The 13,678-nt window shown below is 67.4% G+C and carries 12 protein-coding genes; 6 read left to right on the top strand and 6 right to left on the bottom strand.

The window, feature by feature from the left end; all coding sequences use genetic code 11:
- Positions 1-88 precede the first annotated feature (88 nt).
- The 4 genes from VMT40_RS12485 (at position 89) to VMT40_RS12470 (ending at position 2,554) form a co-directional block, all read left to right on the top strand.
- A complete protein-coding gene (locus VMT40_RS12485) occupies positions 89-418 on the top strand; it encodes a hypothetical protein (protein ID WP_326358133.1) in 330 nt (109 codons plus the stop codon).
- Positions 399-917, top strand: a complete 519-nt coding sequence (locus tag VMT40_RS12480) for a DUF6879 family protein (RefSeq protein WP_326358132.1) — start codon at positions 399-401, stop codon at positions 915-917. The genes VMT40_RS12485 and VMT40_RS12480 overlap by 20 nt, the downstream gene beginning before the upstream one ends.
- 3 nt (positions 918-920) lie before the next feature.
- Complete coding sequence (locus tag VMT40_RS12475) at positions 921-1,754, top strand: helix-turn-helix domain-containing protein (RefSeq protein ID WP_326358131.1); 834 nt, start codon at positions 921-923, stop codon at positions 1,752-1,754.
- Positions 1,755-2,053: 299 nt separating this feature from the next.
- Entirely contained in the window at positions 2,054-2,554 is a 501-nt protein-coding gene (locus VMT40_RS12470) for a GNAT family N-acetyltransferase (protein ID WP_326358130.1), read from the top strand.
- Here VMT40_RS12470 and VMT40_RS12465 read toward each other — a convergent pair.
- The 3 genes from VMT40_RS12465 to pflB all read right to left on the bottom strand — a co-directional run bounded on the left by VMT40_RS12465 (position 2,551) and on the right by pflB (position 6,349).
- A complete protein-coding gene (locus VMT40_RS12465; protein WP_326358129.1) occupies positions 2,551-3,234 on the bottom strand; it encodes a response regulator transcription factor in 684 nt (227 codons plus the stop codon). The two genes, VMT40_RS12470 and VMT40_RS12465, sit on opposite strands and share 4 nt — an antisense overlap.
- 119 nt (positions 3,235-3,353) lie before the next feature.
- A complete protein-coding gene (pflA, locus tag VMT40_RS12460; protein ID WP_326358128.1) occupies positions 3,354-4,103 on the bottom strand; it encodes a pyruvate formate-lyase-activating protein in 750 nt (249 codons plus the stop codon).
- On the bottom strand, positions 4,103-6,349 hold the full coding sequence (pflB, locus tag VMT40_RS12455) for a formate C-acetyltransferase (RefSeq protein ID WP_442789978.1): 2,247 nt from the start codon (positions 6,347-6,349) through the stop codon (positions 4,103-4,105). Before pflB ends, pflA begins: the two co-directional genes overlap by 1 nt.
- Positions 6,350-6,462: 113 nt before the next feature.
- Here pflB and VMT40_RS12450 point away from each other — a divergent pair, with 113 nt between their 5' ends.
- Positions 6,463-7,677 carry a GAF domain-containing sensor histidine kinase gene (locus VMT40_RS12450; RefSeq protein WP_326358126.1) on the top strand — a complete coding sequence of 405 codons (1,215 nt, stop codon included), beginning with the start codon at positions 6,463-6,465 and terminating at the stop codon, positions 7,675-7,677.
- Positions 7,678-7,711: 34 nt separating this feature from the next.
- On the opposite strand, the gene VMT40_RS12445 is transcribed toward VMT40_RS12450, so the two are convergent.
- The gene (locus VMT40_RS12445; protein ID WP_326358125.1) at positions 7,712-8,449 is read right to left on the bottom strand and encodes a hypothetical protein; all 738 of its coding nucleotides are present in this window, start codon (positions 8,447-8,449) and stop codon (positions 7,712-7,714) included.
- A gap of 212 nt (positions 8,450-8,661) precedes the next feature.
- On the opposite strand from VMT40_RS12445, the gene VMT40_RS12440 reads away from it, so the two are divergent.
- Positions 8,662-9,162 (top strand): NUDIX domain-containing protein, encoded by a 501-nt coding sequence (locus VMT40_RS12440; protein WP_326358124.1) that lies wholly within the window; start codon positions 8,662-8,664, stop codon positions 9,160-9,162.
- 161 nt (positions 9,163-9,323) lie between these two features.
- Here the strand turns inward: VMT40_RS12440 and VMT40_RS12435 are convergent, their stop codons facing one another.
- Positions 9,324-11,900, bottom strand: a complete 2,577-nt coding sequence (locus VMT40_RS12435; RefSeq protein WP_326358123.1) for a polynucleotide kinase-phosphatase — start codon at positions 11,898-11,900, stop codon at positions 9,324-9,326.
- Positions 11,900-13,507, bottom strand: coding sequence for a 3' terminal RNA ribose 2'-O-methyltransferase Hen1 (locus VMT40_RS12430; protein ID WP_326358122.1), 1,608 nt, complete (start codon positions 13,505-13,507; stop codon positions 11,900-11,902). Before VMT40_RS12430 ends, VMT40_RS12435 begins: the two co-directional genes overlap by 1 nt.
- Positions 13,508-13,678: the final 171 nt, after the last annotated feature.

Below are 13,678 nucleotides of genomic sequence, written 5' to 3'. Positions count from 1 at the left end.
GGCTGAATACCTGGATGTGCCACACATCTGAGCGCGACAATCAGTACGCGCAGGCATAGCTGCGCCTAGTCCAAATAGGGAGGTCATCATGTTGTTGAAATTCCTGGGCAAGGGTGGTTCGGGCGACGGTGAGTGCCCGTCGCTGTACGCGACCGACACCAGCACCTACGTCGTCGTGGGCTGGAAGACCGAAACGCCGGGGACGGTGGAGATTCCGCATCTGCTGTTGGGATTCGCGGAGCCGGATACCTTCGTCGGCGCCACCATGACCGATACCGGCCGGGGAACGTTCCTGGTGTCCGGCCGACCGGTCACCGACCTCGAGACGGTGGTGCGGCTGGCAATGGAGGCTGACGAGACCGCTATCGAAGTGCCCAAGGTCGAGAGGACTTTCTACGGTGTTACTGCGGCAGCCTAGCCCGTGGCCTGAGCTGTTCAGGGAGGCCCAACGCGAGGCATTCCACTTGGAGGTGAGAGACACTTACTCCGTGCCTGCCGAATCAGAACCGTTGCGGCGGTTCCTGAACGGTGAGCCACCGGTCCCGGATTACGGCAAGCGGCCCTGGACAGAACTTGTTCAGGAGACTGTCGGCCGGGGTGTGCGGGTTACCCGTGTCCGGGTAGTCACCGAGCCGCACTCCGACTATCAGCGGTGGCTGTTGTCCATCACAGCGGGGAACGTCGAAGCAGGGGAAGACATTCGGTACCTGCCCCGGCATCGTGCCGGGAACGTGCCCTCGGATGACTGGTGGCTGTTCGACGACACCACCGTGGGTTTCAACCTGGTGGACATCGATGGGAAACCTGCCGGTGCAGCTATCACCACGGACTCCGGTATAGCTGCGTACTGCCGAAGCGTGAAGGAAAGGCTTTGGCAGTCCGCAGTGCCCTTCCGGGAATATGCGGGTGAAGTCTGATCGGTGGTTGATTCGGTACAGCAACAGCGTGAAGCGCTCGGGGAACGTCTGCGGGCGCTTCGCCAGGCCGCCGGTCTCAGCGGCAGTGAGCTTGCCCGTCGCGCGGGCTGGCATCAGACCAGGGTTCCCAAGATCGAGTACGGCAAGACCAAGCCCTCGGTGGTCGACATTCAGCTCTGGTGCAAGCTCACCGGGGCTCAGAGCGAGATGCCGGACCTCGTTGCGTCCCTGCGGAACATCGACGCCGCTTACCGGGAGTGGCGTCGAACCCTCAGCGGCGGGACCAAGCAGAAACAACATGAGATTCTGCGCCTGATGCAGCAGGCCAAGGTGATTCGGGCGTATCAGCCGTCGCTGATACCCGGATTGCTCCAGACCGCCGAATACGCTTCGGCGATACTACGCAGGTCTATCAAGTTCCATGGGATACCTGATGACCTGGATGAAGGCGTAGCCAAGCGCCTCGAGCGCCAACAGGTTCTCTACAAGGGTGACCATCGGTTCCACCTGCTGATGGGCGAGCAAGCCCTGTACAACAAAGTCGGTGGCGACTCAGTGATGCGAGGACAGCTGGACCGGCTTATAGCGGCAATGGGGTTGCCGCGTGTCACCTTCGGGATAGTCCCCCTGAGTACCGAACTGCCGATGCAGCTGACCAACTTCGTCATGTTCGACGAGCGGCGGGTAACCGTCGAGGGGATCACCGCAGAACTGACGATCACTCAGCCACGAGAAATCAGGCTGTACCACCGGACATTCGACGTCTTGGCGGGTCGGTCCGTGACCGGCGCAGTGGCACGGGAGCTGATTCTCCAGGCCATCAGCAGGCGGGGCTGAATTCCCACCAGCATGCAATTGAGCAGGGGTCTTCTCGGCCGATGCCTGCTCGATTGCATGCTCGTGGCATTTCTCATTCGTTGGGGGGCTGGGGGTTCGGGTCTCGGTCTTCTACTTCGATGTGGACGGAGCCTGCTCGGACGGAGCGGAGGATGAGCCAGCAGATGAAGATGGCTATCGCGAGGGCGGCTATGAGGATGAGGATGCCTGTCATGGGAACCTTCACGCTTGCGTTGGGCGGGTTCTCGATCGGGGGCTAGCAGTGACACCGTAGTGCGGGTGGGGCGCAGAATGGGCGGGTGGTGTGGATCGTGGGGGTGGAGGCGTTCGATTCCGCGGTTGCTCGCGCGCTGTGGCGGGCGTATTACACCGAAGTGAGTGATCGGTGGTTTCTGGCCCGCGGTGGGGTGGGTACGGAGCCTGAGGAGCTCGAACGGGGGATCGCGGCAACCAGTGGGAGCGAGCTTGAGCCGCCGGGTGGGCGGTTGTTGGTTGCTTGGTATGACGGGGAGCCGGTGGGGAGTGCGGGGGTGCGGTTGTTGGATGGGAGTACGGCCGAACTCACTCGGGTGTTCCTGCAGAAGTGGGTGCGGGGGAAGGGGGGTGCCGCCTTGCTCGTGGGGGCGGCCGAGGATGCTGCCCGGGAGCTCGGGGCCACGGAGATGGTGCTCGATACCCGGAGCGATCTGGTCGAGGCGCGCAACCTGTACAAGCGGTTGGGGTATGTGGAGACCGAGCCGCACAACGACTCTCCGTATGCGGAGCATTGGTTCCGCAAGCGGCTCGACGCGGTGGGCTAGCGGACGCCGTCGGCCCAGTTGTCGCCGTGTTCGTGGCGGAGGTGTTCGGCGAGGATGGCCGCCTGGGAGCGGCGGGCCAGGCCGAGTTTGGACAGGAGGGCGGAGACGTAGTTGCGGACCGTCTTCTCGGAGAGGTAGATCTTGCCCGCGATCTCCTTGTTGGACAGGCCCTGGCCGATGTGGAGGAGGATCTGCTTCTCGCGTTCGGTGAGGTCCACGTCGGCCAGCGGGTTGGCGGGGGCGCGCTGTTGCAGGCGTTCGGTGACCTCGGCGGCGGTGCGGGGGTCGATGAGGGATTCACCCGCGGCGACCCGGCGGATGGCGTCGATCAGCTGCGGGCCGCGAAGTTGTTTCAGGACATAGCCTTTGGCACCGGCCAGGACCGCGCCCAGGAGCGCCTCGTCGTCGGAGAAGGACGTCAGCATGAGGACGTTGAGGTCGGGGATTTCGGAGATCAGGTCGCGGCAGACGGTGACGCCGTCGCCGTCCTCGAGGCGGACGTCGAGGACCGCGACGTCGGGGCGGACGGCGGGGACACGGCGCAGCGCCTCGGCGGCGGACCCGGCCTCACCGGCGACCTCGATGTCGCCCTCGGCCTCCAGCAGATCCTGCAGGCCGCGGCGCACGATCTCGTGGTCGTCCAGAAGGAAGACTCGGATCTTCTTGTCTGAGTTGTCCACGGTGATCATCCTCGCAGCCGATCGGGTCGAATCCGGGTAGGCGAACGCGGCGGGTGGCGGTCCGAAACCTCCGCCATCCGCCGCGTCCATTCCCCTGTTTCCTTGTCCCCGACAAGGTCTTAGTAGGCCGTCAGGCCCGCGTCCCGGAAAATATCTCGTGCTCGTTCGACCTGCTCGGTGGTCGGTGTCGGGGTATCGGCGAGCACGAAACGGCGGTTCAGCGCCTCCCATTTGGACTGGCCCAGCGTGTGGAACGGGAGCACATCCACCCGTTCGATATTGCCGAGGCCACCGGCGAACCCGGCCACCGCCCCGATCTCCTCGAGGGGGTCGGTGAGGCCGGGGACCAGCACATACCGCAGCCACACCCGCTTGCCGCGCTTGGCCAGCCGCTGCGCGAAGTCCAGCGTCGGCTTCAGATCGCGGCCGGTGAGCCGACGGTAGGTCTCGGGCTGTCCGGCCTTGATATCCAGCAACACCAGGTCCGTGGCCGCGAGCAGCTCATCGGACGCCAGGCGCCCCAGATAGCCGGAAGTATCGAGGGCGGTGGACAGCCCGAGACCTTGGAATCCCTGCAGCAGGGAGGTCGCAAATTCCGGCTGCTGCAACGGTTCCCCGCCGCTGATGGTCGCGCCGCCGCCGGACGCACGGATGAACGGCACGAATTTGGCCGCCTCCAAGAGGACGTCGTCGACGCTCATGGGAGTTCCGTTGCTGCGCAACCAAGTATCGGGATTCTGACAGTAGAGGCACCGCAGCGGGCAGCCGCTGAGGAAGGTGACGAAGCGGGTGCCCGGCCCGTCCACCCCGGTGGAGATGTCCCAGGAGTGGACGGACCCGGTGCGGGTCGGAGCCAGGACCGCGGTCATCACAGGCTCGCGTGGAAGGTGCGGTTGATGACGTCGAGCTGCTGCTCGCGGGTCAGTCGGACGAAGTTCACGGCGTAACCCGAGACGCGAATCGTCAACTGCGGGTAGTTCTCCGGGTGCTCCATGGCGTCCAGCAGCGTGTCCTGGTTGAGGACATTGACGTTCATGTGGAAGCCATTGGTCGCGATGTAGCCGTCCAGCACGCCGACGAGATTGGTGATCCGCTCGTCGGCACTGCGGCCCAGGCCCTGCGGCGTGACCGTGGTGGTCAGCGAAATACCGTCCGTCGCATGCTCGTACGGCAGCTTGGCCACCGACATGGCCGAGGCCACGATGCCGTGGGTGTCGCGCCCGTTCATCGGGTTCGCGCCCGGCGAGAACGGCTCGCCCGCCCGACGGCCGTCGGGGGTATTGCCGGTCTTCTTGCCGTACACCACATTCGAGGTGATGGTCAGCACCGACTGGGTGTGCTCGGCGTTCCGGTAGGTCGGGTACCTGCGGACCTTCTGCATGAACCGCTCCACCAGCTCGGCGGCGATGGAGTCGACGCGGTCGTCATTGTTGCCGTACTTGGGGAAGTCGCCCTCGATCTCGAAGTCGACGGCCAGGCCGGTCTCGTCGCGGACCGGGGTCACCTTGGCGTACTTGATGGCCGACAGGGAGTCGGCGGCGACGGCCAGACCGGCGATACCGCAGGCCATGGTGCGGCGAACATCCAAGTCGTGCAACGCCATTTCGATGCGCTCGTAGGCGTACTTGTCGTGCATGTAGTGAATCACGTTGAGCGCGTGCACATACGTCTTGGCCAGCCAGTCCATGAGCTTGTCCATGGCGGCGTCGACCTCTTCGTAATCGAGCACCTCGGAGGTGATCGGCTCGAAGCCGCGCGCCACGACCTTGCCCTTCTTCTCGTCGCGCCCGCCATTGATGGCGTACAGCAGCGTCTTGGCGAGATTCACTCGCGCGCCGAAGAACTGCATCTGCTTGCCGACCTCCATGGCCGAGACACAGCAGGCGATGGCGGTGTCGTCGCCGAAGCGCGGCCGCATCAGCTCGTCCGACTCGTACTGGATGGAGCTGGTGTCGATGGACACCTTGGCGCAGAAGCGCTTGAAGCCCTCCGGCAGCGCGGGCGACCAGAACACGGTCAGGTTCGGCTCGGGGGCCGGGCCGAGGTTGTAGAGGGTCTGCAGGTAGCGGAAGCTGGTGCGGGTCACCAGCGGACGGCCGTCGCTGCCGATGCCGCCGATGGACTCGGTCACCCAGGTCGGGTCGCCGGAGAACAGCTCGTCGTACTCGGGGGTGCGCAGGAAGCGGACGATGCGCAGCTTGATCACGAAGTCGTCCACCAGTTCCTGGGCGCGCTCCTCGGTGATCAGGCCTTCCGCGAGATCCCGCTCCAGGTAGATGTCGACGAAATTCGCGGTGCGGCCCAACGACATCGCCGCGCCGTTCTGCTCCTTCACCGCGGCCAGGTACGCGAAGTACAGCCACTGGATGGCCTCCTGCGCGGTGCTCGCGGGCTTGGAGATGTCGAAGCCGTAGGACGCGGCCATCTGCTTCAGCTCGCCCAGCGCGCGGATCTGCTCGCTGACTTCCTCACGGCGACGGATGGTTTCGTCATCGGCCCACAGCTCGTCGAGCGCGGCCCGATCGGCCTGCTTGGCCTCGACCAGCTTGTCGATGCCGTAGAGCGCGACGCGGCGGTAGTCGCCGATGATGCGGCCGCGGCCGTAGGCGTCCGGCAGGCCGGTCACGATCCCGGCGCTGCGGGCGGCGCGAATATCGGCGGTGTAGGCGTCGAAAACGCCGTCATTGTGGGTCTTGCGGTACTTGGTGAAGATCTCGGTGACCTTCGGATCCTCCTCCACGCCGTAGGCCGCGAGGCTGGTCTGCACCATGCGGTAGCCGCCATAGGGCATGATGGCGCGCTTGAGCGGGGCATCGGTCTGCAGGCCGACGATGAGCTCATGGTCCTCGTCGATGTAGCCCGGCTTGTGGGCGGTGATGGTGGACGGGGTGTGCTGGTCCACGTCGTAGATGCCGCGCTCGCGCTCGGCGGGGAACATGGCGCTCAGCTTGTCCCAGATGCCCAGGGTGCGGGCGGTGGGTCCGGCCAGAAAGCCGCCGTCGCCCTCGTAGGGCGTGTAGTTCTGCTGAATGAAGTCGCGCACGTCGATGGTGTCTCGCCACAGGCCGCCTTTGAATCCGGTCCAGGCTTCGGTGCGCGGCTCGGTTCCGATCATCGTCATTGTGTGACTCCTCAATCAGCCGAAATGGTGTGACTTCATGCTTCTCCCCGGCGACACCCGGCCACAGAGACAAATGTCCCCATGTTGCTGATGGGTAGCCTTTGGTCATGTCCGAGGAGTCGTGGGGTGTCGTACCGGATGAGCTGCGGGAGCTGACCGCGCCGGGGGAGCGGCTGCATGATCTGGTCGAGGCCGTCTATTCGGTGGTCTCCGACCTGGACGTGGATCTGGTGCTGCGGAAGCTGGTGTCCGCGGCGGTCCGGCTGGTCGATGCCGAATACGGTGCGCTCGGGTTGCTGGAATCGGATGACGGGCCCGGTGAGCGACGGCTGGCGCAGTTCGTTCCGGTCGGTATGGACGAGGCGACCATTCGGCGGATCGGGCACTGGCCGAGCGGTCTGGGCGTGCTCGGGGTGGTGCTGTCCGGGGAGGATCCGGTGCGGCTGGACGATCTGACCCAGCATCCGGCCTTCCTGGGCTGGCCCGCCGGGCATCCCCCGATGGGCAGCTTCCTCGGGGTGCCGGTGCGCTATCGCGGGCGGGTGCTGGGGGACCTCTACCTCGCCAACAAGCGCGGCGGCCGCGCCTTCACCGACGAGGACGAGCGGATCATCGACGCGCTGGCCGTCATTGCCGCCACCAAGATCACCAATGTGCGCATGTACGAACAGGTGCAGCTCGATACCGTTCGGCGACAACAGGATTCGGCCAAGATCGCCGTCATGGAGGACCGTGATCGCATCGCGCGCGACCTGCACGACTCCGTCATTCAGCGCATCTACGCCTCGGGGCTGGCGCTGCAGGGCGCGCTGCGCATGCAGCCCGCGCCGGAGATCGCCGACCGCCTCGAGCGTGTGGTGGCTGACCTGGACGACACCATTCAGGACATTCGCGGCACCATTTTCTCGCTGCAGTCGACGAACGGGGGACAGGGCGGATTACGCAGTGCCATTACCGAATTGGTGACCACCGCCGCCCGCCACCTGGGCTTCACCCCGGAGCTGCGCCAGGACGGACCCATCGACACCCTCGTCCCGCCGGAGACCGCGCGTCAGGCCCTGGCGGTGCTGCGGGAGTCGCTGTCCAATACCGTCCGGCACGCCGACGCCACCCGCATCGATGTCGCCGTCACCGCCGCCCGCGGCGAGTTGCGAATCTCGGTGGCGGACAACGGTATCGGCGTGGGCGACGCGCCGCGACGCGGTGGCCTGCGCAATATCGCGGAGCGGGCCACCGAGCTCGACGGCGTGGTGGAGATCGGGCGGGGACTGGACGGGCGCGGGACGACCGTGGTCTGGCGGGTGCCGATACCGGAGGCCTGACCCGAACCCGTTGTCCGCGTGTGATTTCGAGGAGCTAGCTGCCCGGGACGGCGGCGGGCTGGGGTGCGGCGGGTTGCGGGGCGGGAGTCGTCTTGTCGGCCCACCGGGTGGTGCCGTCCGGGGCCTGCAGGGTGGTGAGCAGGTCGATGCCGGAGGCGATGAGGGTCGGGCCGCCCAGGGCGATGGTGCCGAGGATGCCGCCGACCGTCGCGCCCGTGAGGAACCCGGCGACACAGCCCGCCATGATGGTGGCCACGCAGCCGACGGTCGCGCCCAGGGCGGTGCCGACGAAGGTGCCGATGGTGGTGGCCAGGCCGAACTGGGTGGTGAAGTAGCTCAGGGCGCGGTCGTCCTCGGTCTTGGAGGCGACGGGTTTCACGGTGATGGGCTCGGTGAGTGTCAGGCCGGAGGGTTTGTCGGGGGTGAGCGCCAAGACGCTCCCGTCCTGACGCAGCTCGGGCTTGACGGGGATATCGACCGGTCCCAGATGGAAGTGCAGTGGCAGGGAGAGCAGCACCTTGCCGGTGGCGTCCTTCAGGTTCACGACATCGAGCTTGGCCGGATCGGAATCGGGGGAGGCGGTCAATTCGAAGGTGCCGCCCTTGATCGTGGTGACGACCGTCTTGTCGACGAGCTTGGTGGAGTACACGAGGCCGGGTGAATCGGGGGCGGGTGCCGCGGGCTGGGCGTGGACCACCGATAGTGCGACCGCCTGACCAATGAGCGCGGCGGTCACCAGGGTGGCAGTCGCGGAGACGTTGCGAAACGACATGCGCTATCCATTCCGTCATCAGGTGTTGGGCCGATCCGAATCTCGGAGCTTAATGGAATTCGTATGTTCCGAATAGGTTTCGGGCGTAAGCGGCCGATGGGAATTGTTCGTCCGATATTGGGAAATAATCCGAAACATCCGGTTTGCCGCAGTGTCGCTCACCGTAGCGCCCGAGGTGCGCGCCCGCCGAGGGATTCGGCAAACTCGGTGGCATGAGTCTCAGATACAGCGCCGGAGTCCTGCTGTTCCGCCGCACCGCCGGACTGGAAGTGCTGCTCGGACACCTGGGTGGCCCGCTGTGGGCCAAGAAGGACGCCGCCGCCTGGTCGATCCCCAAGGGCGAATACGAACCCGACGAGGAGCAGCCGCGCGCCGCCGCCCGCCGCGAATTCACCGAGGAACTCGGCCTGCCCGTCCCCGACGGCGAGTGGATTCCCCTCGGCGACGTCGAATACGGCAGCGGCCGCGGCAAGAAGCGACTCACCGTCTGGGCCGTCGAAGCCGACCTCGACCCGACCCAAATAGTCCCCGGCACTTTCGAAATGGAATGGCCACCCCGCTCCGGCCGTCTCGCCGAATTCCCCGAAATAGACCGCGCCGCCTGGTTGGACCTAGTAGCCGCCGAAGAAAAACTGGGCAAAGGCCAACGCCCCTACCTCCAACGCCTCCAGGACCACCTCTCCGCCGCCGAGACCGCCGACGGCACCGTCTGACGCCCCTCCCCGGACGGATCCATATCGGCTCAACGGATTCCGCCCAAGTGCGTGTCGGAATGACCGAGAGGCTCTCCGAGTAGTCGGTAGCCAGTAATAGGGCGGGGCCGCTGCACTGGGTAAGTGGCAGCGGCCCCGCCGTTTCCAGCCGGTGCCGGGGCCTACAGGCGCGGGTCGACCGGTTCGGTCTCGAGCGCCAGGACGGCGAAGACGGCCTCGTGAACCCGCCACAGGGGCTCGCGGGCTACGAAGCGGTCCAGGGCTTCCAGGCCGAGGGCGTATTCGCGCAAGGCCATGGAGCGCTTGCCGCCGAGGCCGCGCGAACGGAGCCGGGTCAGGTGGTCCGGGTGGAGGTATTCCGGGCCGTAGATGATCCGGAGGTATTCCGGGCCACGGCATTTCACGCCCGGCTGGACCGGGCGGCCGCTGCGGTTGGCACCGGTGACCAGGGAGCCGAGCGGTTTGACCACCATGCCCTCGCCACCGGCCGCGGTGAGGTCGGTCCACCAGGCCGTCGCGTCGGCCTCGGCCTCCGGGGAGGAGAGGTCGACCACGCGGCGGCCGGTCGCGGTGAAGAGCTCAGCGTCGGCGGCGGCTAGGCGGTCGAGGTGTGCCAGGTGCCAGTTGTGGTCGCGGACGGCGTAATTCGCGCCGGAGGCGGCCAGCAGCTGGAACGGGGCCAGGCGGACGCCGTCCAGACCGTCGGTGGGCCAGCAGTACCGGCCGTAGGCGGTGGTGAAGGCGTCGGCGTCGGCCCGGCGCGCGGTGGTGCGCGCGGCGAGATCGCCTACCGCCAAACCCCTTTCGGTCGCGGCCGCGAGCAGCTCGGAGGCTTCACCGAGCGAGGCCCGCGCCGCTGCGCCGACCGCCGCGTACTGGGAGCGCAACAGCCCCATCGCCTTGGCCGACCACGGCAGCAGCTCGGTGTCCAGCAGCAGCCAGTCGGTGTCCAATTCCTCGAACAGCCCGGCGATTTCGGCCGCCGCCCGCACCCGGGCCAGCAGCGTCTCGGTCCGCGCCGGATCGTCGAAGAACGGGCGGCCGGTGCGGGTGTACACCGCGCCGGTGCTGCCGTCCTCGACCCCGAAACGGTCCCGGGCCGCCCGCGCCGATCGCGAAACCGCCACGACCGCACGCGAACCCATGTGCTTCTCCTCGCACACCACCGTGTCGACGCCCTCCGCGCGGTAGTACTCGAAGGCCTGGGCCGGATGCTCGAGGTAGCCGTCGAGGGTGGAGGTGGCGCACGGCGACATGGTCGGCGGCAGGTACACCAGCCAGCGCGGGTCCACCGCGAAGCGGCTCATCACCTCGAGCGCCGCGCTCGCGGCGTCCTCCCGGACGCTCACCCGGCCCAGGTGGCGGGTCTCCACCACGCGGCGGCCGAGCACGTCGTCCAGGTCCAGCACGCCCGGGTCCCGCTGCACCACGGCCGTACCGGTGGCGAAGGTGGCGGCCTGCAGCGGGCGCACCGGCTCGAACCAGACCTGTTCGGCCGCAACCGATACCGGCTCGCGCTCCGGGTAGCGCAGGGCGGTCAGGCGGCCGCCGAACACCACGCCGGTGTCCAGGCACAAGGTGTTGTTCACCCATACCAGCTCGGTCATCGGCGTGTGGCCGTAGAGCACCAGCGCCTTGCCGCGGTAGTCGTTGGCCCACGGGTAGCGCACCGGCAGCCCGTATTCGTCTGTCTCGCCGGTGGATTCGCCGTACATGGCGAACTCGCGCACGCGACCCGAGGTGCGGCCCTGGTACTCCTCTTTCAGCCCCGCGTGCGCCACCACCAGCTTGCCGCCGTCGAGCACATAGTGACTGACCAGGCCGCGCATGAATTCGTGTGCGGCCTTGCGGAACTCGGCGTCCTCGCCCTCGAACTGGGCCAGCGATTCGGCCAGTCCGTGCGCCACCTTGACCCGGCGGCCGTCGAGCGCGCGCACCAGCTTGAACTCGTGGTTTCCGGTGACGCACAGGGCGTTTCCGGATCCCACCATGCCCATTACCAGCCGCAGCACGCCCGGGGTATCGGGCCCGCGATCGACGAGGTCGCCCACGAAGATCGCGGTCCGCCCGTCCGGGTGGCGCGCGTCGACCGCGCGCCCGTCCTCGTCGCGGGAGATGACGTAGCCGAGTTCGCCCAGCAGCGTCTCCAATTCGCTGCGGCACCCGTGCACGTCGCCGATCACGTCGAACGGCCCGGTGAGATCGGTGCGGTCGTTCCACAGCCGCTCGTCGCGAATGGTCGCCGCGTCGATCTCCTCGACGCCGCGCAGCACGTGCACCTTGCGGAAGCCCTCGCGCTCCAGGAATTTCAGCGAACGCCGCAGATCCCGCTGGTGGCGGCCGACCACGTGCGGACCAAGATCGGCGCGATCGGCGCGCAGCGCATTGCGTCGCACGCATTCGGCCTCGGGCACGTCCAGCACGATCGCCACCGGCAGCACGTCGTGCGCGCGAGCCAGTTCGACCAGCGCCTGCCGCGCCTTGGGCTGCACATTGGTGGCGTCGATGACGGTCCGCAGCCCGCGCCGCAACCGCACGCCCGCCACATGGTGCAGCAGCGCGAACGCCTCGTCGGTGGCCGACTGATCGGCCTCGTCATCGCTCACCAGCCCGCGGTACGCATCCGAGGACAGGATCGCCGTGGACCGGAAGTGCTTGTGCGCGAAGGTCGATTTCCCGGATCCGCTGCTGCCGATCAAGACGACCAGCGACAGCACCGGTACGGACAGCTCAGCCATTACGCGGCTCCTTTCTCGTCGCTGTCGTTCTGCTGTTTGGTGAACACGGCCATTTGTGTCGAGGGCCCCAGCTCCGGGTCTTCGGGCCCGACCGGCTCGAATCGCACGGCGTAGCCGTACGTCTCGCCGACCCGGCCCGCCCAGTCGGCGAATTCGGCCCGGCTCCACTCGAATCGGTGATCGGTGTGCCGGAACGTGCCCGCGTCGAGTCCGTCGTAGCGCACGTTGTATTCGCTGTTGGGCGTGGTCACGACGACCGCGCCCGGGGCCGCCGCCACGAACACCGCGTGCTCCAACGCCTTCAGCCGGGGCAGGTCCACGTGCTCGATGACCTCCATGAGCACCGCCGCGTCGTAGCCCTTCAGCGACGCGTCGGTGTAGGTGAGCGCGCCCTGCCGCAGGGTGACCCGCCGCGACTGCCATTCCGGCAGCCGCCGCAGTCGCCGGGCCGCGATGTGCAATTCGCGCATCGAGACGTCCACGCCCACGATCTCGGTGAACGCCCGGTCCGCGGCCAGCTCCCGCAGCAGCGCCGCCTGCCCGCACCCCAGATCCAGCACCCGGCTCGCTCCGGCCTCGAGCAGCACCCGGTGTACGGCCTGCCGCCGCAGCACCGCCAACGACGGCCCGCGCTCCTCGCCGGACACCGCGTCGGCCGTACCCGGACCAACCTCCGACGGTGCGTGGCTCGTCGCCGCAGACGCCGAATCCGGCTCCGCCGCAGGAGAATCAGCCTCCGATTCTCCGGCCGGATCAGTGTCGGACGCGGTCGCTTCGACTTCGCTGCCCGCCGCGGCGTCGCTCGCGTCGTCGTCGAAATCCTCCTCGACCGCGCCGAGTTCTTCGGGTTCGGCGTCATCGAGTTCGGCCAGGCGGGCCAGGGCGGTCCGCACCAGGGTGTGGCGGCGGGTGAGGTAGCGGCGGGTGATCCACTCCCGCTCCGGATGGCCGGTGAGCCAGCCCTCGCCGAAGCGCAGCAGCTTGTCGATCTCATTGGTGTCGAGCCAGTAGTGCTTGCTGCCGTCGAGCACGGGCAACAGCACGTACAGATGCGACAGCGCGTCCGCCAACCGCAGCGTTCCCGTCAATTCCACACGCACGTAATGGGAGTCACCCCATTCCGGGAACGCGGGATCCAACGGCACGGGCGTGGCCACGACCGTCCAGCCCAGCGGCGCGAACACCCGCTCGGCGTACTCCGGCCCGCCCTTGCACGGCACCGCCGGGAGCGCGATGCGCAACGGCAGCGCGGTCTCGGCCAACTCCGGCCGCTGCGCGCAACGCCCGTGCAACGCGGTACCGAACACCGTGGACAGCGCCACCGACAGCAGCGACGACGCCGCGTACGGCCGATCGTTCACGTACTGTCCCAGGCTGAATTCCGGCGTCCCCTTGGACTTCCCGCGCACCAGCCGCACCGGATCGATCTCCAACATGAGCGCCGCCGTGCAGCGGTCCGCGTCGGCCTCGGGGTAGAACACGTGTGCCACCCCGTAGGACTGTTCGAAAGTCTGTATGCGCGAGGGATTCTTGTGCAGCAGGAAACCCAGGTCGGTCGCGGGCCAGCCCGCCGCCTCCGGTCGCGTACAAGAAATCGTCAACAGCATCCGGTGATGCTCCCGTACCAGCGGCGATGCGGCAATCACATTTCCGGCGCGTTGGCTTCCGGCAGACCGTTGCCCGGGGGCGGCGAAACCCGCACGCGCCGGGTCGGCGGAGCCACCGGTGTAGGGGGCTTGCCGAGCACGGTGACCGCGCTCACACTCGAAAGAGTATGT

The sequence above is a fragment of the Nocardia sp. CDC160 genome (assembly GCF_035818795.1).
GTDB lineage: Bacteria > Actinomycetota > Actinomycetes > Mycobacteriales > Mycobacteriaceae > Nocardia.
This window is presented reverse-complemented; position numbering and strand designations above follow the sequence as displayed.